At 61.4% G+C, this 19646-nt stretch carries 23 protein-coding genes; all 23 read right to left on the bottom strand.

Annotation, left to right across the window (positions count from 1 at the left end):
- Positions 1-7: 7 nt before the first annotated feature.
- The 23 genes from EWV35_RS01870 to EWV35_RS01765 all read right to left on the bottom strand — a co-directional run bounded on the left by EWV35_RS01870 (position 8) and on the right by EWV35_RS01765 (position 19646).
- On the bottom strand, positions 8-2317 hold the full coding sequence (locus EWV35_RS01870) for a hypothetical protein (protein ID WP_129657626.1): 2310 nt from the start codon (positions 2315-2317) through the stop codon (positions 8-10).
- 79 nt (positions 2318-2396) lie between these two features.
- Positions 2397-3431, bottom strand: coding sequence for an ABC transporter substrate-binding protein (locus EWV35_RS01865; protein WP_129657624.1), 1035 nt, complete (start codon positions 3429-3431; stop codon positions 2397-2399).
- A gap of 124 nt (positions 3432-3555) precedes the next feature.
- The gene (locus tag EWV35_RS13120) at positions 3556-3705 is read right to left on the bottom strand and encodes a hypothetical protein (protein ID WP_165168284.1); all 150 of its coding nucleotides are present in this window, start codon (positions 3703-3705) and stop codon (positions 3556-3558) included.
- 552 nt (positions 3706-4257) lie between these two features.
- Positions 4258-4530, bottom strand: coding sequence for a 30S ribosomal protein S17 (gene rpsQ, locus EWV35_RS01860; protein ID WP_129359331.1), 273 nt, complete (start codon positions 4528-4530; stop codon positions 4258-4260).
- Complete coding sequence (gene rpmC / locus EWV35_RS01855; protein WP_129359329.1) at positions 4527-4853, bottom strand: 50S ribosomal protein L29; 327 nt, start codon at positions 4851-4853, stop codon at positions 4527-4529. The genes rpsQ and rpmC overlap by 4 nt, the downstream gene beginning before the upstream one ends.
- A gap of 2 nt (positions 4854-4855) precedes the next feature.
- Positions 4856-5272 (bottom strand): 50S ribosomal protein L16, encoded by a 417-nt coding sequence (gene rplP, locus EWV35_RS01850; RefSeq protein ID WP_129359327.1) that lies wholly within the window; start codon positions 5270-5272, stop codon positions 4856-4858.
- Positions 5273-6100, bottom strand: a complete 828-nt coding sequence (rpsC, locus tag EWV35_RS01845) for a 30S ribosomal protein S3 (RefSeq protein WP_129359325.1) — start codon at positions 6098-6100, stop codon at positions 5273-5275.
- Entirely contained in the window at positions 6101-6466 is a 366-nt protein-coding gene (rplV, locus tag EWV35_RS01840) for a 50S ribosomal protein L22 (RefSeq protein ID WP_129359323.1), read from the bottom strand. It abuts the gene before it with no gap.
- 62 nt (positions 6467-6528) lie between these two features.
- Positions 6529-6810 carry a 30S ribosomal protein S19 gene (gene rpsS / locus EWV35_RS01835; RefSeq protein WP_030015038.1) on the bottom strand — a complete coding sequence of 94 codons (282 nt, stop codon included), beginning with the start codon at positions 6808-6810 and terminating at the stop codon, positions 6529-6531.
- A gap of 12 nt (positions 6811-6822) precedes the next feature.
- Positions 6823-7662 (bottom strand): 50S ribosomal protein L2, encoded by an 840-nt coding sequence (gene rplB / locus EWV35_RS01830; RefSeq protein WP_129657622.1) that lies wholly within the window; start codon positions 7660-7662, stop codon positions 6823-6825.
- 35 nt (positions 7663-7697) lie between these two features.
- Positions 7698-8000, bottom strand: a complete 303-nt coding sequence (gene rplW, locus EWV35_RS01825; protein WP_129359319.1) for a 50S ribosomal protein L23 — start codon at positions 7998-8000, stop codon at positions 7698-7700.
- Positions 7997-8620: a 50S ribosomal protein L4 gene (rplD, locus tag EWV35_RS01820; protein WP_129657620.1), complete on the bottom strand. Its 624-nt coding sequence runs from the start codon at positions 8618-8620 to the stop codon at positions 7997-7999. The genes rplW and rplD overlap by 4 nt, the downstream gene beginning before the upstream one ends.
- A gap of 5 nt (positions 8621-8625) precedes the next feature.
- Entirely contained in the window at positions 8626-9282 is a 657-nt protein-coding gene (gene rplC / locus EWV35_RS01815; RefSeq protein ID WP_129359315.1) for a 50S ribosomal protein L3, read from the bottom strand.
- Between the two features lie 16 nt (positions 9283-9298).
- A complete protein-coding gene (gene rpsJ, locus EWV35_RS01810) occupies positions 9299-9607 on the bottom strand; it encodes a 30S ribosomal protein S10 (RefSeq protein ID WP_030015043.1) in 309 nt (102 codons plus the stop codon).
- 482 nt (positions 9608-10089) lie between these two features.
- Positions 10090-10716, bottom strand: coding sequence for a hypothetical protein (locus tag EWV35_RS01805; RefSeq protein WP_129657618.1), 627 nt, complete (start codon positions 10714-10716; stop codon positions 10090-10092).
- 14 nt (positions 10717-10730) lie between these two features.
- Positions 10731-12332: a GMC oxidoreductase gene (locus EWV35_RS01800; protein WP_129657616.1), complete on the bottom strand. Its 1602-nt coding sequence runs from the start codon at positions 12330-12332 to the stop codon at positions 10731-10733.
- A 326-nt stretch (positions 12333-12658) separates the two neighbouring features.
- Complete coding sequence (tuf, locus tag EWV35_RS01795) at positions 12659-13849, bottom strand: elongation factor Tu (protein ID WP_129657614.1); 1191 nt, start codon at positions 13847-13849, stop codon at positions 12659-12661.
- Between the two features lie 183 nt (positions 13850-14032).
- Complete coding sequence (gene fusA, locus EWV35_RS01790) at positions 14033-16147, bottom strand: elongation factor G (protein WP_129359308.1); 2115 nt, start codon at positions 16145-16147, stop codon at positions 14033-14035.
- A 66-nt stretch (positions 16148-16213) separates the two neighbouring features.
- On the bottom strand, positions 16214-16684 hold the full coding sequence (gene rpsG, locus EWV35_RS01785) for a 30S ribosomal protein S7 (protein ID WP_129359306.1): 471 nt from the start codon (positions 16682-16684) through the stop codon (positions 16214-16216).
- Positions 16684-17058 carry a 30S ribosomal protein S12 gene (gene rpsL / locus EWV35_RS01780; RefSeq protein WP_129359304.1) on the bottom strand — a complete coding sequence of 125 codons (375 nt, stop codon included), beginning with the start codon at positions 17056-17058 and terminating at the stop codon, positions 16684-16686. Before rpsL ends, rpsG begins: the two co-directional genes overlap by 1 nt.
- A 397-nt stretch (positions 17059-17455) precedes the next feature.
- On the bottom strand, positions 17456-18241 hold the full coding sequence (locus EWV35_RS01775; protein ID WP_129657612.1) for an IclR family transcriptional regulator domain-containing protein: 786 nt from the start codon (positions 18239-18241) through the stop codon (positions 17456-17458).
- Positions 18238-18963 carry a 3-oxoacid CoA-transferase subunit B gene (locus EWV35_RS01770; protein ID WP_129657610.1) on the bottom strand — a complete coding sequence of 242 codons (726 nt, stop codon included), beginning with the start codon at positions 18961-18963 and terminating at the stop codon, positions 18238-18240. Before EWV35_RS01770 ends, EWV35_RS01775 begins: the two co-directional genes overlap by 4 nt.
- Positions 18960-19646, bottom strand: coding sequence for a 3-oxoacid CoA-transferase subunit A (locus tag EWV35_RS01765; RefSeq protein WP_129657608.1), 687 nt, complete (start codon positions 19644-19646; stop codon positions 18960-18962). Before EWV35_RS01765 ends, EWV35_RS01770 begins: the two co-directional genes overlap by 4 nt.

Here is a 19646-nt window from a genome sequence, read left to right as displayed (position 1 = left end):
TCCTTCCTTATTCCTCTGAAGTCTCTGAGGAGGGCTCGGATGGCTTGCGAGTCGAGTACAGAATCACGGCCAGAAGCAGTGCCCCGGCGAGCGCGAGCAGCACGTTGTTCCAGGTGAAGACTTTTTGTCGGAACTTTGCTTCCTGTCCGGCCTCACTGGTCTCCTGAGATTCCTGGTCCTGTGGATTCCGCACTTGGCCCCGGGACGAGGGGGAGGCCAAGGGTCGCGCGGTGTGATGAGAAGCCTTCGGAGATTCCTGGGGCGGGGCCGCAACGCGTTTGGCTGGACGCTGGGCGGGAATCCGCGAGGAATGCGCGGGCAGACCTGAAACTCGGAGAACGCGGGCGTGGCGCGGCATCTGGTCCTGGAGCCGCCCCAGAGTCGTCATCTCCCGCACGGCCGCCGGGTCCACGGGGGCCGCAGTGGAGGCGCTCGTCTGCCCCGAACGGGAATGGTCGTCCAAAGCCCGTGCCGCGAACGCCCGTGGCTGACGGCGCGGCGTCGAACCGTGGGTACGGTTGCCGTGATCAAGGCCGGCAGCGGCGGGTGAGTCACCGTCGCTCTCGGGAACCGTCAAGCGGCCCCACCCCAGGAGTTTTCCGAAGTCGTCGTTCTCACCGTTCTGGACCACGAGGCGATACTCCCCCGGCGAGGCATCGTCAGGCAGGGAGTAAGTCAACGAGCGGTCGGAGGCCAGACGGACCCACCCACTGCCCCACGGGTTGCGCGGCGCACCCTCAGCGTAGGGGGTTGCCCGGACCCACTGCCCGGGTTGCCCTCCGGGGACCTCAACCGTGATCCGTGTGCCCTCACGGTTGACTCGGACACCCTGGCGTGAGCTCTCCGAGAGCTCGTCGAGCCCAAGGGCCGGCGGCGTTCCGTTGGGTCGGTACTCGCCCAGGGTGAAGTCGAGGGCACCGCGTCCACCGAAGGTCACCGAGAGGTCGCCCGGGCGAAGGGACCCCGACAGAAGACGTAAGCTGTGGGCGCCTTCCGGGAACGCGGGCGCGGACGTGGCGGCTGTTCCGTCCGGAAGATCGATCCATGCATCGAGGGCGCCGGTGGCAGGATCGGGGTCGACGAGCGCCCAAATGGTCTTGTTGGAGTGAACTTTCTCGTCCAAGTGTGAGATGGCGCCGTCGTCCAGTTTCACCGCGACCTTCGGGGCCCCGGTTTTGCCTCCGGGGTTGCACCAGCCCTCGCCGACCAGGTGGAGCTTCTCGCCACGGGGGATATTCTTGTTTTCTATCCGTGCGGTCGGACGTCTGGCCGTTGTGGTGCATTGGACGTCCGAGATGTCCTGTATCGGCTGAGCCGCCTCCCCGTTCACGGGGATCGGCGCGGTGACCGCTCGACGCTGCACGTCCCCGTCCAGGTTCCGGCCGGACTGCGCGGTGATGGTCAGGTACTGCCCGGTCGTGGCACGGCGCAGTTCTTCAGGGGCCTTGACGGTGATGTCGAAGGAGCCCATCGGGTCGATCGTGTACAAGCCGTGCTCGGGGTCCTCGGTGACCGTGCCCTTCGGGACAAGCAGGACCCAGGAGGTCGGGTCCTTGGATTTTCCGAGGGAAGCCAAGTGATCGCTGATTGCCTGGTCGCCCCTGGCGTATTGGTCGATGCGTCCGGAGGCTGACTGATAGTTGACCTTGATCGAGACAATGGATCCCGACTTTCCGTCCGCGGTCTTCCACCCCTTGCCGACCAGGTGCAGAGCCGCGTCTTCCCCGGTGGTGAACGGCGCGACCTCGATGGTTGCCGGCTCCCCTGACTCCGGCGTCGACGTCGCGGAGACCCACGGCAGCTCCGGTGCGGGCGAGTCCGCCTTTCCGGCGACAGTGACCTTCAGCACCGCGTTGCGGGACTTGTCACCGTCTTTGAGGCTCCCGCTCAGGAAGTGGATCGTATGGTCGGTTCCGGGGAGCCAGGGCTTGTCCGAATTCCTTGTCGTGGGGAAGGGCAGCTCGGCGGAGAAGGTTCCGTCCGGACCGGCCTCGAATTCGCTGACGATGCTCTTGCCGTCCACCGACACGGTTCCCTTGTCGTATTTCACGGCGATCCGCGCCCCTCCGGCGACGGAATTCGTCCAGCCCCGGCCTTCGACGCGGATCTTGTCCGCACCCTCGACCGTCCGGGGGCCGGAGACTTCGGCGGTCTGTTCGTTGGTCCTGACAGTTTGCTTGTTCGACGCGTCGTCGGCCGAGGCGCCGGGGAGGAACAGCCAAGCGGTCACGGTCAGGAGCACGGCGAGGAAGAGCGAGAGGGCTGTTCTGGTGCGTCTGCGAGGGAGGGTGAAGTCGCGAGAGGTTCCGATGTTCATGATGGGTTATGAAGTTCTTCTTCGATCATTGACAGGGAGGGCCCGACGCCGCCGGGGCGGCTCCGACCGGAGGTTTGGTTCAGGGGAGCTCGGCGAGGACGTCGTCGACGATGCCGTTCATCAGCAAGGGGCCGCCGGTGGAGGTCCATCGGGATCCATCGACGGTGATGATGTGGTGGTTCTTGTACGCGGAAAGGTCGGTGAACCCCGAGGTGTTCTCGGCGGTCCTGAGGGCCTGAGCCGCACCGTTCCGATCAGCGGTCGAGCCGGAGTGCGGGTTGGCTTGGCTTGCACCGCCGAGCGTTCCGAAGAACATGTAATCCGCGTCGATGGTCGCGAGGTTCTCCAGGGAGACGGGATCCGAGTGTCCTCTCCCCTCACGGTCCTGGGATTGAGGCCGATTCAGCCCGAGTCCCTCCAGAACCTGTCCCGCCGGAAGCTCCTTGAGGATCAGAGACGGGCCGCTGCCCTGCCATCGCACGATCGAGAAGGTCTTGTTCCCGTACTTCTCTGCGAGCCGGGACTTCCCCTGCTCGACCTTGTCCCGGAAAGCAGCTTTGATCTCCTCGCCCTTGCTTTTCAGGTTCAGCGCCCGGGCGGCGGTATCGAAGTTCAGTTCCCAGGGTCCGCCGGCGTAACCGCAGAAGACCAAGGGGGCGATCTGCCGGAGGATCTCCAGGACGTCCGGCCGGTTGTTGACGCTGGTGCCGTCCACGATGATCAGGTCCGGTTTGAGGCTGGAGATCTTCTCGTAGTCCAGATCTCCGATCCCACCGACCAGGGGGATGTCCTTGGCTTTGTCGGCGAGATAGCCCGGTACGGAGTTCTGTCCTCGGCCGGAGACCGTGCCCACGGGGGTCACGCCGAGCGCAAGTGCGGCGTCCAGGGTGGGTTCCGAGAGTGCGACGACGCGGCTCGGCTTTTCCGGTACGCGCACCTCGGCCTCGTCGATGTCCTTGATCACCCGCTCCGTCGCGTGCTCGGTGGTCCCACTCGATGCGAAAACACCGCACCCGCTGAGGCACGCCATGGTTGTCACCGCGACCACCAGGGCAACGAACGCCCTCAACAGATTCCGGACATTCCGATCACGCCGACGCGCCAAGCGATTCATTATTAACTGTTCCCTTATCCCCCGATATGGCAACCCTCATTTTACTGTCTTCTCGCGGTCTTTGTCATTGCACACCTGGCTTGGACGAATGGGGCCGCACACCCGAAGGGCGCTTGATCCCGGCTCATTGGCTCAAGCGCAACGGCGAATTCTGGACAGCCGTCACGACTGTCATCGACGCCGTCATCTCCCGTCTACCGCGAACCATATATATTCCTCGTCCGAGGGAATCCTCGACGGTCTGATACACCTCTTCGGCCGATGAACGAGGCATGTGGATTGAAGGGGCCCACCTAGCGTCGAGATTCGCGGGTCGCAGGCGGAGTACCAAGGTGGCCGCTTTGTGTATGAATCGACGCCGAATACACACGGTGCTGCCGCCGCAGGCTGTCGAGCGTACAGGGTTGTCACATCGCCGGGTACACCCCACGGCCTTGCCACCTCGCGGGGGGGCGACGTCGTGCGCATCCGGAGCTCGCTGTCGAGTGGCGTTTATCTGGTTAAGGGGGTGGTATCCGTCGTTAGGTGGGGATTTAAGCATCCCCTCATGGGGGGGTAGACAGTGCTCCATCGGGTACCCCCCACGCCCGAGGCGCGGTGCGGCAGGACATCGAGACCAACGCGTGCGCGAGTCTCCCCTCGGCAGCCCGACGACGCCCGATGAGGCGGTGTGAAGGCGCCCGCAGCCGTCGGAAGCGTTTCCATGAACTCGCCCCGAGGACCAAAAGAAAACCGGCGAAACCCTTGGCCCGGCCATTTAACGCAGAAACCCCCTCCCGCGCGGAGCGGGAGGGGGTTTCAGTGGGAGCGGATCGCCCAGCGTGCCTTACTTGGCGCGCTCGACGATGTCCACGATCCGCCAACGCTTGTTGGCGGACATGGGACGGGTCTCCATAATGCGCACGAGGTCACCAACGCCGGCGGCGTTCTGCTCGTCGTGCACCTTCACTTTGTGGCTACGACGCATAACCTTGCCGTACAGACCGTGGGTCACGTGGTCTTCGACCTCGACGACGACCGTCTTGTCCATCTTGTCGGAGACGACATAGCCGCGACGGGTCTTGCGGAGATTACGCTCTTCCGTCTTCTGTTCACTCACTTGGCATCACCTTCGGTAGCGCTAGCCGTATCGGCCTTCTTCGCTGCCTTTGCAGCCTTCTTGTCGGCCTTCTTGTCAGAGGCATCGTCCGAAGACTCGGCCTCGGGTCGGATGCCCAGTTCGCGCTCACGCAACACCGTGTAGATGCGCGCGATATCGCGCTTGACAGCCTTGAAGCGGCCCGCATTCTGGAGCTGCCCGGTGGCCTTCTGGAAACGGAGGTTGAACAGCTCCTCCTTGGACGAACGCAGCTTCTCGGTGAGAGCTCCGTTGTCCAATTCAGCCAGCTGCTCGATGGACTGATCCTTGGATCCTACTGCCATTTCTATTCACCACCTTCGCGACGCACAATGCGTGCCTTCATGGGGAGCTTGTGGATTGCCAGGCGCAAGGCCTCTTTGGCGACTTCATCGCTCACGCCGGCCAGTTCGAACACGACACGACCGGGCTTGACGTTGGCAACCCACCACTCCGGCGAACCCTTACCGGAACCCATGCGGGTTTCGGCAGGCTTCTTGGTCAGCGGACGGTCCGGGAAGATATTGATCCAGACCTTACCGCCACGCTTGATGTAGCGGGTCATGGCGATACGAGCAGCCTCGATCTGACGGTTAGTCACATACGCGGGTGCCAGCGCCTGAACGCCCCACTCACCGAACGAAACGGTGGTGCCGCCCTTGGCGACGCCGCTGCGCTTCGGGTGGTGCTGCTTGCGGTATTTTACGCGACGGGGAATCAGCATTTATGCCTCACCGTTTTCTGCAGTCTTGGCTTCGTTGGCCGGGGCCTCCGAAGCGCTGTTCTGCTGCTCGTTGCGCCCACCGCGACGACCTGCGCCACCGGCGGTGTTGCGACGACGGCGCTCGCCGCCTCCGCGACGATCGTTGCCGCGGCGGTTGCCCTGCGCGGCCTGCTGAGCAGCAAGTTCCTTATCGGTCAGATCACCCTTGTAGATCCACACCTTGACACCGATGCGACCGAAAGTGGTCTTGGCTTCAAAGAAGCCGTAGTCGATGTTTGCGCGGAGGGTGTGCAGGGGCACGCGGCCCTCTCGGTAGAACTCCGAGCGGGACATCTCGGCGCCGCCGAGACGACCAGCGCACTGGATGCGGATGCCCTTGGCTCCAGCCCGCTGAGCGGACTGGATGGCCTTCTTCATCGCGCGGCGGAAAGCCACACGAGAAGCGAGCTGCTCGGCAACTCCCTGCGCCACCAGCTGAGCGTTGACCTCGGGATTCGAGACCTCGAGGATGTTCAGCTGGATCTGCTTGCCGGTGAGCTTTTCGAGCTCTCCGCGAATGCGGTCGGCTTCGGCGCCGCGGCGACCGATCACAATGCCCGGGCGCGCAGTGTGGATATCCACACGGACGCGATCACGGGTGCGTTCGATCTCGACGTTGGCGATGCCTGCGCGTTCCATGCCGTTCGACATGAGCTCACGGATCTTCACATCCTCGCGGATGAAGTCCTTGTAGCGCTGGCCTTCCTTGTTGGAGTCAGCGAACCAGTGCGACTTGTGGTCCGTAGTGATCCCCAGTCGGAATCCGTGCGGGTTAATTTTCTGTCCCACTTAGCGGTCCTCCTCATTATCCGGGGTAGCGAGAACCACGGTGATGTGGCTGGTTCGCTTGTTGATGCGGTATGCACGACCCTGAGCTCGCGGTTGGAACCGCTTCATGGTCGGGCCCTCGTCGACGAACGCTTCACTGATGAAGAGTTCTTCTTCCTTGAAAGCGACGCTATCGCGATCAGCGAGCTGGCGGGCGTTGGCCACTGCCGACTCGACAATCTTGAATACCGGTTCCGAAGCACCCTGCGGGGCAAACTTCAGAATCGCCAGTGCCTCATTCGCCTGCTTGCCACGAATCAGGTTGACGACGCGCCGGGCCTTCATAGGCGTCACGCGAACGTAGCGCGCAGATGCCTTGGCTTCCATTGCCTATCTCTCTTTCGTCTATTGCCGAAGAGTTACACGCTGCCAAATCGGTCGGAACCGACTTAGCGACGCTTACCCTTGCGGTCGTCCTTCACATGGCCGCGGAAAGTCCGCGTGGGAGCGAATTCGCCGAGCTTGTGCCCGACCATCGACTCGGTGATGAACACGGGTACGTGCTTGCGTCCGTCGTGCACGGCGATCGTGTGCCCGAGCATGTCGGGGACGATCATCGAGCGGCGGGACCACGTCTTGATGACGTTCTTGGAACCCTTATCGTTCTGAGCGGCAACCTTCAGGAAGAGGTGCTGGTCAACGAAAGGGCCCTTCTTCAAACTACGAGGCATGTTTCAGGCTCCTTAGCGCTTGTTCTTGCCAGTACGACGACGACGCACAATGAGTTTGTCGCTTTCCTTATTGGGGCGACGGGTGCGTCCCTCGGGCTTGCCGTTCGGGTTGACGGGGTGACGACCACCGGACGTCTTGCCCTCGCCACCACCGTGAGGGTGATCGACGGGGTTCATGACGACGCCGCGAACGGTCGGGCGGATGCCCTTCCAGCGGTTACGGCCGGCCTTGCCCCAGCTGATGTTGGTCTGCTCGGCATTGCCGACCTGACCGACGGTTGCGCGGCAGCGGACGTCGACGTTGCGGATCTCGCCGGAGGGCAGACGGAGCTGACCGTACTTGCCTTCCTTCGCGACCAGCTGGACCGAAGCACCGGCTGAACGAGCCAGCTTGGCGCCGCCACCGGGGCGGAGCTCAACGGCGTGGATCACGGTACCAACAGGGATGTTGCGCAGCGGCAAGTTGTTGCCGGGCTTAATGTCCGCGTTGGGGCCGGACTCGACGACGTCGCCCTGCTTCAGGCGGTTCGGCGCGATGATGTAACGCTTGGCGCCATCGACATAGTGCAGCAGCGCGATGCGCGCCGTGCGGTTGGGATCGTACTCGATGTGTGCGACGCGAGCATCGACACCGTCCTTGTCGTGACGGCGGAAATCGATCAAACGGTAAGCCCGCTTGTGTCCACCGCCCTTGTGACGGGTCGTGATGCGACCGCTGTTGTTTCGTCCGCCGCTCTTGGACAGCGGGCGCAGCAACGACTTCTCGGGAGTCGATCGCGTGATTTCTGCGAAGTCGGCAACGCTCGAGCCACGACGGCCCGGCGTTGTCGGCTTGTATTTACGGATAGCCATAATTTAGTTCCTCGTTAAAGTGGTCTCCGCGGGCGCTAGGCCTGCGGACCGCCGAAGATATCGATGGTGCCTTCGCTCAGGGTCACAATCGCACGCTTGGTGCTCTTGCGGGCTCCCCAGCCGAAGCGCGTGCGCTTCCGCTTGCCGGCACGGTTGATGGTGTTGACGTTGGAAACCTTGACGCCGAAGATACGCTGAACGGCATCCTTGATTTCCGACTTGTTCGAGCGAGTGTCGACCTCGAAGGTGTACTTGCCCTCGTCGATCAGCCCGTAGCTCTTCTCCGAGACGACAGGCGCAATGATGACGTCGCGGGGATCCTTGATGGTGGCGCTCACTTGGCGTCCTCCTGGTTCTTTCCAGCCTTGCTGGCGATTGCCACAAACACGTCGTAGGCATCCTTCGTGAAGACCACGTCGTCGGCGCGCAACACGTCGTACGTGTTGAGCTGGTCCGCGTACAGGACGTGGGCGAACTCGAGGTTGCGAACGGAAAGGGCGGCGTTATCTTCCTTGCGGTCGATAACAACCAGCACGTTCTTGCGAGAGGTCAAGTCCCTCAAAGCGGCCTTGGCTGCCTTGGTGGAGATCTCAGCGACCAGCGAATTGACCACATGAATGCGGCCGTGGTTCGCGCGGTCGGAGAGGGCACTGCGCAGAGCAGCAGCCTTCATCTTCTTGGGCGTGCGCTGCGAGTAGTTGCGCGGCACAGGCCCGTGCACGACGCCGCCGCCGGTGTGCTGCGGCATACGGACCGAACCCTGGCGGGCGCGGCCGGTACCCTTCTGCTTGAACGGCTTGCGGCCTGAACCGGAGACCTCGCCGCGGTTCTTCGCCTTGTGGGTGCCCTGGCGGGCAGCGGCCAACTGCGCGATGACGACCTGATGCATCAGAGCCTCGTTGGGCTCGACGCCGAAGACATCGGCCGGCAGATCAACCTTTACGGTTTCAGTAGCCATTGGAGTTAGGCTCCCTTCACAGCGGTGCGAACCAGAACGACGCCGCCCTTGGGACCAGGAATGGCACCCTTGATCAGCAGGACGTTGTTCTCGGTGTCGACACCCTGAATCGTGAGGTTCTGGGTGGTGTGGCGGTTGTTGCCCATACGTCCAGCCATGCGCATTCCTTTGAATACGCGGGCGGGATAGGACGCGCCGCCGATGGAACCCGGCTTGCGGTGGTTCTTGTGCTGGCCGTGCGAAGCACCGACGCCCTTGAAGCCGTGACGCTTCATAACACCTGCAAAGCCCTTGCCCTTGGTCTTGCCCACGACGTCGACGCGCTGGCCGGCTTCGAAGAGCTCAACGGACAGTTCCTGACCGAGGGAGTACTCGGAGGCGTCCGCGGTGCGAACCTCGACGAGGTGGCGGCGCGGAGTGGTCCCGGCCTTCTCGAAGTGTCCGACGAGGGGTTTGGTTACCTTGCGGGGGTCAATCGCACCGAAACCGATCTGAATGGCGTTGTAACCATCGGTGTCCTGACCGCGCAGCTGGGTGACAACATTGGAATCGGCCTTGACGACGGTGACCGGCACAAACTTGCCGTTCTCGTCCCAGACCTGGGTCATGCCAAGCTTGGTGCCCAGCAGGCCCTTCACCTGGCGCTCGAATTTGGTAGTCATTGGGATGCGATCCTCTTTACAGCTTGATTTCGATGTTCACGTCTGCCGGCAGGTCCAAGCGCATGAGCGAGTCAACAGCCTTGGGCGTGGGGTCGACGATGTCGATCAGCCGCTTGTGCGTACGCATCTCGAAGTGCTCGCGGCTGTCCTTGTACTTGTGCGGCGAGCGGATTACGCAGTACACGTTCTTCTCGGTGGGCAGCGGCACGGGGCCAACAACCGTCGCACCAGCGCGCGTCACCGTCTCAACAATCTTCCGAGCCGAAGAGTCGATGACCTCGTGGTCATACGACTTCAGCCGGATGCGGATTTTCTGTCCCGCCATCTGTCGGACTCTCTTTCTTCAAGTACTTCCCTGTGTAGGGACCCCAAGGGCCCCTCTGTATGGCGTCTTCTGGCAGTAACCGCTCGTATTCCGGACGATGGACACCGTCCAGATTCCATGCGGATTCCTGGCGCCGCCTCACACGAACTGAATCCGGCATTCCCGGGTTCCTCAATTCGTTGAAGCACCGACCCCCGAACTCGGGCGTGTCGCGAAGTGGTTGCGCAGACATTTCCAGAGTTTTCGGACCGGGTCATTTTGGGCTTGAGCGGACGAGCCGAAATCGAGGACCGATTTTTGGGCAAGTCAACGCCAACAAGCGCTTGAACAACGTCCTCTATCTTGCCAGAGGCTCTTGGGACCGCGCAAGCCCGGATCTCCGAAGTGGCCAAAGACACTCTTCAGAGAATTCGGTCCGGGCCCGATTTTATCGATCGGCCCCGGACCATCAAGGATACCGTGGCAGCCAGTGCCACTAGGTGTCAGAAGACACTCGTGTACGGTACGTGCCCGATCCTGAGACTGTTGTCGTCGTAGTCCCCATCTCGCTCGTCCTCCACCCACCCCGCCACCAGCACGTTGAAGGCAACATGCACGAATGGCGGGTCGACGAAGTATCGCAGAGGGATCTCGATAGTCTGCCCAGGTGTGAGTTGACCGGAGACCTTGTACCTGAATCTGGCACCCGATGACTTCCCCGACCCTGTTGTGTCCTCGGCCCAAACCACCCCCGGAAGGGTTGTTGTCGCCTTGAGCCGGTTGGCACGCCATGGTTCATAGTCCGAGATGTAATCGCGCATGGTGATCTCCACCGTGCCGCTGGGATTCATCGCGATCACACGCCCGACATTCGTGATGCGGAGACTTGGAGGCAAGGAGCCCGTGTTCGCGATGCGCTCTCCTGTCGATTTCCTATAGACCGGGGTCTCCCGCTTCGGCTCCCAGGTCTCCATGTCATACGGCGGGTCGACGACATCGATGGCCAAGTCCGTGGGGACGCTGCTTGCCATAGCGGGAACAGTGCTGGATACCGCCACGACCGGCAGCGACCACGCAGCCGACTTCATGAGGCTCCGACGCCCGAGGCGGGCGTAGTGATGTTCTTTCATGGTGTCCGCCCCTGCTAGAACCGCTGCGCCGCGAGCAACCGATCCATATTGCGTTCCGCCAGAGCCGTGATGGTCACGAACGGATTGACGCCGATCTTGGCCGGGATGAGGGAGCTGTCCATGACGAACAACCCCGGGACACCCTTGACCTCACCCTGCAGGTCGGTGACCTCCCCCAGAACCGCCCCGCCCAGAGGGTGATACGTGAAGTAGTCGGAGTATGTCTTGTTCTGTTCGAAGAGATCCCCGCGAGGCCCGGTACCCGGGTTGGCGTTGTTGATGCGATTGAACAATTTGCGGGCCGCCCGCACGGACGGTTCGGAGTGTTCCTGGCCCCAATCAAGTTCCATCTTTCGGCTTCCGCGGTTCCAAGTGAAGGTGCCCGTGTTCGGGTTATTGGTGATCGCGAGGTACACACCGGTTCTGAGGTCGATCCCCGCCGGGAACGGTGCAATTTCCGCGAAGACCGAATCCACGGAATCGTCCCAGTTCGACAGCCCCATGACCGGAATCGTGGACTGGCGTGCTCCAGACCAGGTCCTGAGCCTGCGAGCGTGCATCGTATTGCCGTTGGGCCCCCATCCCCGGCCCAGAGACTCCGACATACCCGTGATAGCCCCCTCGGCCTGGGCCGACAAGAGCAGCCTGGTCGTACCGACGGAACCTGCCGCAAGAACCACGCGGTCGTATTCCCTCGTGCGCCTTTCGACGAGGTTTCCATTGAAGTCGATGGTCTTGGTCCGGAGCTGAAAGGTTCCGTCGGGCTTGCGCTCGAGGGATTGCACCTCCGTCATCGGGATGAGATTGACCCGACCCGTGGAGAAGGCTTCCTTGAGCAGCGTCTTCGGCAAGGAATTCTTGCCGTGGTCGTTACCGAAGATCACCTGCTTGTCCAAAGCCGACCGTGGGACCTGGCCATAGGCTTCTTTCCGCATGTAGTCGAAGTCGTAGACATTGGGGACCATGACGTGGTCGATGCCGGCCTTCTTGGCCTGCGCCGCACTGACCCTGGCGAACTGATACCACGGAGTGTTCATGACCAGGTCCATCGCGGGATCGTTGACCCTCAGGGAGCTGTTCGCGCGGGGGAAATACACGTTGTACATTTCCTCCGCGTCCACCTGGGGCAGAACCATTTCGAAGAAGGAACGGCGCGGAGTCACGGCCATGCCCCCGTTGACCAGCGACCCGCCGCCGACGCCGCGACCGACGTAGACCTTCATGTTAGCGAAGTACTCGATATCGAGCGCTCCTGCGCCGGGGTCAATGCGTCGATTGACCAGGTCCAGGCCTCCGAGATAGCTGAAGGGCATATCCGTCCTGGCCTTGAACCACATGGAACGGGAGGACGGTGCGGTCATCGTCGTGAAGATGCGTCCATTGATAGGACGCATCTTGTCCCAGTCGGTGCCCATCTCGATCAAATCGACTTGCTTGCCTGCCAAAGCCAATTTGCGGGCGGCGACCGCTCCCCCATACCCGGAACCGATGATCGCGATCCGGTTCGAGCCCCCTGTGGCAACGGCCGGTTGGGCAACCCCCGCAACTGCGGGAGCAGCCGCGGCGACCACGGCGGATGCCTTGAGAAGTGTTCTGCGAGTTATGTTGAACGACATAGTTCCACCTTTAGAAGTGCGAGTAATAGGTGAATCCCGTATGAAACGAGACGCTCTCATTTTATACTTCTCTTGAAATTTCGATCTTCCGAATTTCATTCCGAAATCGGATTCTCCACGCCCTGGAGGACGCTCATTTTCTGCCCTGGCGGCACGATCCCAACGCGGAAGGCACCCCGCCCCTCCAGAAAAATCTCGTCATTTCCCGAGGTCACCGAGAGGAAACTTTGAAAAGCAAAAGAAAAGGGCCCCGGCAAAAGCCGGGGCCCTTTCTTGAAGCGGTCAACGTGACATCACACGCTGACCACCGGGATCACAAAGAAATGTTACTTGGTGATCTTGGTAACGCGACCCGAACCAACGGTACGGCCACCCTCACGGATAGCGAAGCCGAGGCCCTCTTCCATAGCGATGGGCTGGATCAGCTCAACCGTCATCTCGGTGTTGTCGCCGGGCATAACCATCTCGGTGCCCTCGGGCAGAGTGATGACGCCGGTAACGTCCGTGGTGCGGAAGTAGAACTGCGGACGGTAGTTCGAGTAGAACGGGTTGTGACGGCCGCCCTCATCCTTGGAAAGGATGTAGACGTTCGCCTCGAAGTTGGTGTGCGGGGTGATCGAACCCGGAGCAGCAACAACCTGGCCGCGCTCGACATCGTCGCGCTTGAGGCCACGCAGGAGCAGACCGCAGTTCTCGCCGGCCCATGCCTCGTCGAGCTGCTTGTGGAACATCTCGATACCGGTAACGGTGGTCTTCTGGATCGGGCGGATGCCGACGATCTCGACATCCGAGTTGAGAGCCAAGGTACCGCGCTCGGCACGGCCGGTCACAACAGTGCCGCGACCGGTGATCGTGAAGACGTCCTCGATCGGCATGAGGAACGGCTTGTCCTTGTCGCGAACCGGGTCCGGAATGAAGTCGTCAACGGCCTCCATGAGGTCCTCAACCGACTTGACCCACTTCTCGTCGCCTTCGAGGGCCTTGAGAGCGGACACGCGAACGACGGGAGCGTTGTCCCCGTCGAACTCCTGCGAAGACAGCAGCTCGCGGACCTCCATCTCGACGAGGTCGAGAAGTTCCTCGTCCTCAACCATGTCGGCCTTGTTCAAGGCGACAAGGAGGGAGGGGACGCCAACCTGACGGGCGAGCAGAACGTGCTCGCGAGTCTGGGCCATGGGGCCATCGGTAGCGGCGACCACGAGGATAGCGCCGTCCATCTGGGCAGCACCGGTGATCATGTTCTTGACGTAGTCAGCGTGACCGGGGGCGTCAACGTGAGCGTAGTGACGCTTGTCGGTCTGGTACTCAATGTGAGCAATGTTGATGGTGATGCCGCGCTGCCGCTCCTCAGGAGCGGAGTCGATCATACCGAAGTCCTGCTTCTCATTCAGGTCCGGGAACTTGTTTGCGAGAACCTCGGAAATTGCAGCAGTCAGCGTGGTCTTACCGTGGTCAACGTGACCGATGGTACCAATGTTGACGTGCGGCTTGGAGCGCTCGAACTTTGCCTTAGCCACTATGTTCCTCCTAGAACGTTTGATGGAAACTTGCGCTGGCTTTCTGCGCAGTCCGTGGTTGAAGACGGATTCCTGATCAACAATAACGGAAAAATCATCCCGTATGAAAACCAGCGCAAGCTTCCGAGGCTTTGTTTTATTTGGGTTGGGAAGGCGGCCCGGAAGAGCCGCCGTTGCGGAGAATTACTCCCCGCGGCTCTTCTGGATGATCTCCTCGGCAACTGCCTTCGGGACCTCTGAGTAGCTGTCGAATGCCATCGAGTACACCGCACGGCCCTGCGTCTTGGAACGCAGGTCGCCGATGTAGCCGAACATTTCGGACAGCGGCACCAAGGCTGATACCAGCTTGACGCCGGCAACATCTTCCATGGATTGGATGTGGCCACGGCGCGAATTCAGGTCACCAATGACGTCGCCCATGTACTCCTCGGGAGTGCGAACTTCGACGGCCATCAGCGGCTCGAGCAGCACCGGGTTGGCGCGGCGTGCGCCTTCCTTGAATACCATCGAACCGGCGATCTTGAAGGCCATCTCGGATGAGTCGACGTCGTGGTAGGCGCCGTCAACCAGGGTGGCCTTCACGCCAACCACGGGGTATCCCGCGAGGATGCCGAGCTGCATCGCACCTTGGATGCCGGCATCCACCGAAGGGATGTATTCACGGGGCACACGGCCACCGGTGATCTTATCCTCGAACTCGTAGAGTTCTTCGGAGTCGAGAGCGATCGGCTCGAAGTTGACCTGCACCTTCGCAAACTGGCCGGAACCACCGGTCTGTTTCTTGTGGGTGTAGTCGACCTTCTCAACGGCCTTCTTGATCGTCTCACGGTACGCAACCTGCGGCTTGCCGACGTTGGCTTCCACGCGGAACTCGCGCTTCATGCGGTCCACCAGCACGTCCAGGTGGAGCTCGCCCATACCACCGATTTCGGTCTGACCGGTCTCGTCGTTGAGGTTGACCGTGAAGGTCGGGTCCTCAGCGGAGAGCTTCTGGATAGCGGTCGAGAGCTTCTCCTGGTCACCCTTGGTCTTGGGCTCGATGGCCACGTAGATCACGGGCTTGGGGAAGGTCATCGACTCGAGAACGATCGGATTGGCCTGATCGCACAGCGTATCGCCGGTCGTGGTCTCCTTGAGACCGATCGCGGCGTAGATGTGTCCGGCCTGGATCTCCTCGACCGGGTTCTCCTTGTTGGAGTGCATCTGGAAGAGCTTGCCGATGCGCTCACGGCGACCCTTGGTCGAGTTGAGAACCTGCTGACCCGAGCTCGCGATACCGGAGTAGACGCGAATGTAGGTGAGCTGTCCGTAGAACGGGTGAGCGGCCACCTTGAACGCGAGGGCCGAGAACGGCTCGTCCTTGGCAGGACGGCGAGTCAACTCGACCTCTTCGTCCTTCGGATCGTGACCGATCATCGGGGGCACGTTCAGCGGGGACGGGAGGTAGTCGATGACCGCATCGAGCATCGGCTGCACGCCGCGGTTCTTGAACGCCGAACCGCAGAAGACCGGGTAGGCCTCGTTCTTGACGGTCAGCTCGCGGATTCCGGCCTTGAGCTCGTCGATCGTCAGCTCTTCGCCCTCGAGGTACTTCTCCATGAGCTCTTCGGACGTCTCAGCGACCTGCTCGACGAGCTGGTTGCGGTACTGCTCCGCACGTTCCTGAAGATCCTCGGGGATCTCGCGGGTTTCGTACGAAGCACCCAACGTCACGTCGCCCTTGGAGTCGCCAGGCCAGACGTAGGCCTTCATCTCGAGCAGATCGATGACGCCGATGAAGTCGTTCTCGGCACCGATCGGCAACTGCATCACGATCGGAGTAGCACCGAGGCGCTTCACGATGGTGTCGACCGTGAAGTAGAAGTCGGCACCCAGCTTGTCCATCTTGTTGACGAAGCAAACACGGGGAACCTCGTACTTGTCAGCCTGACGCCACACGGTCTCTGACTGGGGTTCAACGCCCTCCTTGCCATCGAAGACGGCAACGGCGCCATCGAGCACGCGCAGCGAACGCTCCACCTCAACGGTGAAGTCGACGTGGCCCGGCGTATCGATGATGTTGATCTGGTTGTTCTTCCAGAAGCACGTGGTAGCCGCGGAGGTGATGGTGATTCCGCGTTCCTGTTCCTGGGCCATCCAGTCCATCGTGGATGCACCGTCGTGGGTCTCACCGATCTTGTGATTGATACCGGTGTAGTACAGGATGCGTTCGGTAGTGGTGGTCTTACCGGCATCGATGTGGGCCATGATGCCGATGTTGCGGACCTTGTTCAGGTCGGTAAGCACGTCAAGTGCCACGATGTTTCCCTTTCAGGTGGATCAACCGGATGGCCCGCCCGCACGGAGCGGGCCAACAGGAAGAAATTACCAGCGATAGTGAGCGAAGGCCTTGTTGGACTCGGCCATCTTGTGGGTATCTTCGCGACGCTTCACAGCGGCACCGAGACCATTGGAAGCATCCAAGATCTCGTTCATCAGGCGCTCGGTCATGGTCTTTTCGCGGCGGAGCTTGGAGAAGCCAACCAGCCAGCGAAGAGCCAGCGCGGTCGCGCGGCCCGAACGGACCTCGACCGGGACCTGGTAGGTCGCGCCGCCGACGCGGCGGGAGCGAACCTCGAGCGAAGGCTTGATGTTGTCCATCGCCTTCTTGAGGGTTGTCACAGCATCAGTATCGGTTTTCTGAGCCACACCTTCGAGCGCGCCGTAGACGATGCGCTCTGCGGTGGACTTCTTGCCGTCCTGCAGGACCTTGTTGATCAACTGCGTCACGAGCGGGGAACCGTAAACCGGATCGACCACGAGCGGACGCTTGGGAGCGGGACCCTTACGAGGCATTACTTCTTCTCCTTCTTTGCGCCGTAGCGGGAACGAGCCTGGCCACGGTTCTTGACGCCCTGAGTATCCAGTGCGCCGCGAACGATCTTGTAGCGAACACCGGGGAGGTCCTTCACACGGCCGCCGCGAACGAGCACGATGGAGTGCTCCTGGAGGTTGTGTCCCTCGCCCGGGATGTAAGCCGTAACCTCGACGCCGCCGTTGAGCTTGACGCGGGCGACCTTACGCAGAGCGGAGTTCGGCTTCTTGGGGGTAGTCGTGTAAACACGGGTGCAAACGCCGCGCTTCATGGGGCTGCCCTTGAGTGCGGGCGCCTTGGTCTTCACGACCTTGGGAGTCCGGCCCTTGCGGACCAGCTGCTGAATTGTAGGCACTTTTGAGTTCTCCGTTTGATCTTGGCTTCCCGGAGGGAAAGCCTTGAAATGTATGCCTCGTGCGGAGTGGCCGCGCTGAGAGCACTGATAAACCGGTCTAGCGTTTCTTGGAAAATGGGCACAATTAACCGATGGCATTTTGACACAAAAAAATAAAAAAGTGTGTCAGAGGACCGTATCCATACCTGCCATTGATTCCGAAGCCCATCCCGGTCGCATACCGTGAGAAGGTTTCTGAGCTCGCAACGTAGGAGAATATGATAATCCGACATCGCACCACTCAGACACACTGCACACAGCACACTCGCACTGAGACTGAGTACTTCATGGTTAACAGTACCCCAGGATCGGCGTCTTGGCGAATGGATGTGGCGGACGTGACCCTTCTCGACTCGGTTCAGGCAGGAAAGCTGAGTCCGGCTCCGGAACGATAGGCATGACCGATTCTCAACGAGGTCTCACGCAGGCGAGGCAGGATCTTCTCCTGAAGTCTCTCGGCGCGCGCATTGTCGGTTCCGACGCGCATCGAGACATTGACCGCAGCTACGTGCCGGCCTTTTGCGTCGAGCACCGGAGCGGCCACCGAACGAAGCCCGAGTTCCAATTCTTGGTCGACGACTTCCCATCCCCGCTTCTGCACACGCAGGATGCGCGCGCGCAGCTCATCCACATCCGTCACGGTGTATTCCGTAAATTCTTCGGGCCCCTGCCGATCCAGATACTCCTCAAGCTGCTTCTCCCCCAGCCCGGCAAGCAGCACGCGTCCCATCGAGGTCGCGTGCGCGGGGAAGCTGGTCCCCACGCTGATAGCGACGTGCATGATCCGACGAGCGTGGACCCTGGCGACGTATATGATGTCGTCACCTTCCAGCACCGACATCGACGTGGACTCCCCCACCCGGCCGGACAGCTCCCGCAGATGCGGGTATGCGAGATCCGGCAGTGACAGGCTGGAGAGGTAAGAATAGCCGATGCCCAGAACGGTCGGACTCAACCGGAATTCTTTCCCATCAGTGTGGACGTAGCCGAGTCCCACCAGGGTGTGGAGGAAACGCCGGGCCGTCGCGCGAGTTAGCCCCGTCTTCTGCGCAACTTCAGACAGGGACATGCTCGCGTGATCGGCGTCGAAGGCTCGCAGGACCGATATCCCACGGGCCAGGGACTGCACGTATGCATCGCTCATGGTCGCGCCCAACCCGTGGATTCCGAGGCACCCGGTTTTTCCTCGCGGCCCGTGAGGGGACCGTGCAATTCGACGTCGAGCTCTTCGGCGAGCTGGGCGGCATCGATCCCGAACGTCTCGCGGACGTGGACTCTGCCTCCGTCCAACTCGAAGATGGCCAGGTCGGTGTAAGCGCGGGAAACGCAGCCGACCCCCGTCAACGGGAATGTGCACTCTCGGACCAACTTGGCAGAACCGTCCTTGGACAGCAGATTCATCATCACGAAAGTCTGTTTGGCCCCGATCGCCAGGTCCATCGCACCGCCCACGGCAGGAATCGAACCGGGCGCTCCCGTGGACCAATTCGCCAGGTCCCCGTTCTCGGCCACCTGAAAGGCCCCGAGAACACAAATATCCAGATGCCCTCCACGCATCATCGCGAAGGAATCCGCATGATGAAAATAGGACGTGCCCGGTGTTTCCTTGACGGGGATCTTGCCGGCATTGATCAGGTCGGGGTCGATCTCCTCGCCGTGGGCCTCAGGTCCCATGCCCAACATCCCGTTCTCGGTATGCAAAGTCACGCCGTTCTCCGGATCGAGATAGTCCGCGACTTTGGTCGGCTGTCCGATTCCGAGGTTGACGAACGCCCCCGAGGGAATGTCCTGAGCAACCTTGCGGGCCATTTCCTCCCGGGTCAGGGGCTTCTCGGTGACTCGAGGGGTCTGGTGGAGTGAACTCATGAGCCTGCGCCTTTCGTTGTGACGTCCGCGATCTTCACGACCGTGTCCACGTAGATTCCGGGGGTCACCACGGCTTCCGGATCGATGCTTCCGGGCTCGACCGTCCGGGCGACCTGGACAATGGAATGGTTCGACGCGGCAGCCATAATCGGCCCGAAGTTTCTCGCTGTCTTCCGGTAGGTGAGGTTCCCGACGCCGTCGCTCTCCTCGGCCTTCGTCAAAGCGAAATCCGCCCGCAAAGGGTATTCCAGAACGTAGTGGACGCCATCGATCTCGCGGGTTTCCTTGCCTTCGGCCAATTCGGTCCCGTAACCGGTGGGAGTGAAGAATGCTCCGATGCCGGCGCCAGCGGCACGGATCCGTTCGGCGAGGTTCCCCTGGGGCACCACCTCGAGCTCTATATCGCCCGAACGATATTTTTCATCAAAGTGCCACGAATCCGTCTGTCGCGGGAAGGAACAAATAATCTTCTTGACTCTCCCCAACTCTATGAGCCGAGCAAGCCCGACGTCACCGTTGCCCGCGTTGTTGTTTACGACCGTGAGGCCGGTCGCGCCGTTGTCGATCAGGGCATCGATCAGCTCAACGGGTTGGCCCGCGACCCCGAAGCCACCGATCATGATCGTCGAGCCGTCCGAAATATGGCTCACGGCCTCTGCAGCTGTGTTCACGAATTGCGTCAT

Origin of the sequence: Rothia uropygialis, from assembly GCF_004137765.1 — a bacterium.
Taxonomy (GTDB): Bacteria; Actinomycetota; Actinomycetes; order Actinomycetales; family Micrococcaceae; genus Rothia.
The sequence above is the reverse complement of the archived record's forward strand: the minus strand, read 5'-3'. Positions and strand labels throughout refer to the sequence as shown.

Excerpts from the sequence above, each read along its gene's own strand:
- rpsS (WP_030015038.1), bottom strand. The coding sequence starts at position 6,810 with ATGCCTCGTAGTTTGAAGAAGGGCCCTTTCGTTGACCAGCACCTCTTC.
- rpsJ (WP_030015043.1), bottom strand. The coding sequence starts at position 9,607 with ATGGCGGGACAGAAAATCCGCATCCGGCTGAAGTCGTATGACCACGAG.
- rplP (WP_129359327.1), bottom strand. The coding sequence starts at position 5,272 with ATGCTGATTCCCCGTCGCGTAAAATACCGCAAGCAGCACCACCCGAAG.
- EWV35_RS01800 (WP_129657616.1), bottom strand. The coding sequence starts at position 12,332 with ATGTCGTTCAACATAACTCGCAGAACACTTCTCAAGGCATCCGCCGTG.
- EWV35_RS13120 (WP_165168284.1), bottom strand. The coding sequence starts at position 3,705 with ATGCCTCGTTCATCGGCCGAAGAGGTGTATCAGACCGTCGAGGATTCC.
- rpmC (WP_129359329.1), bottom strand. The coding sequence starts at position 4,853 with ATGGCAGTAGGATCCAAGGATCAGTCCATCGAGCAGCTGGCTGAATTG.
- EWV35_RS01775 (WP_129657612.1), bottom strand. The coding sequence starts at position 18,241 with ATGAGCGATGCATACGTGCAGTCCCTGGCCCGTGGGATATCGGTCCTG.
- EWV35_RS01870 (WP_129657626.1), bottom strand. The coding sequence starts at position 2,317 with ATGAACATCGGAACCTCTCGCGACTTCACCCTCCCTCGCAGACGCACC.
- rplV (WP_129359323.1), bottom strand. The coding sequence starts at position 6,466 with ATGGAAGCCAAGGCATCTGCGCGCTACGTTCGCGTGACGCCTATGAAG.
- rplD (WP_129657620.1), bottom strand. The coding sequence starts at position 8,620 with ATGGCTACTGAAACCGTAAAGGTTGATCTGCCGGCCGATGTCTTCGGC.
- rpsG (WP_129359306.1), bottom strand. The coding sequence starts at position 16,684 with ATGCCTCGTAAGGGTCCCGCTCCCAAGCGTCCGCTCGTGGTCGATCCG.
- rplB (WP_129657622.1), bottom strand. The coding sequence starts at position 7,662 with ATGGCTATCCGTAAATACAAGCCGACAACGCCGGGCCGTCGTGGCTCG.
- EWV35_RS01770 (WP_129657610.1), bottom strand. The coding sequence starts at position 18,963 with ATGAGTTCACTCCACCAGACCCCTCGAGTCACCGAGAAGCCCCTGACC.
- EWV35_RS01765 (WP_129657608.1), bottom strand. The coding sequence starts at position 19,646 with ATGACGCAATTCGTGAACACAGCTGCAGAGGCCGTGAGCCATATTTCG.
- EWV35_RS01805 (WP_129657618.1), bottom strand. The coding sequence starts at position 10,716 with ATGAAAGAACATCACTACGCCCGCCTCGGGCGTCGGAGCCTCATGAAG.
- rplC (WP_129359315.1), bottom strand. The coding sequence starts at position 9,282 with ATGACTACCAAATTCGAGCGCCAGGTGAAGGGCCTGCTGGGCACCAAG.
- EWV35_RS01865 (WP_129657624.1), bottom strand. The coding sequence starts at position 3,431 with ATGAATCGCTTGGCGCGTCGGCGTGATCGGAATGTCCGGAATCTGTTG.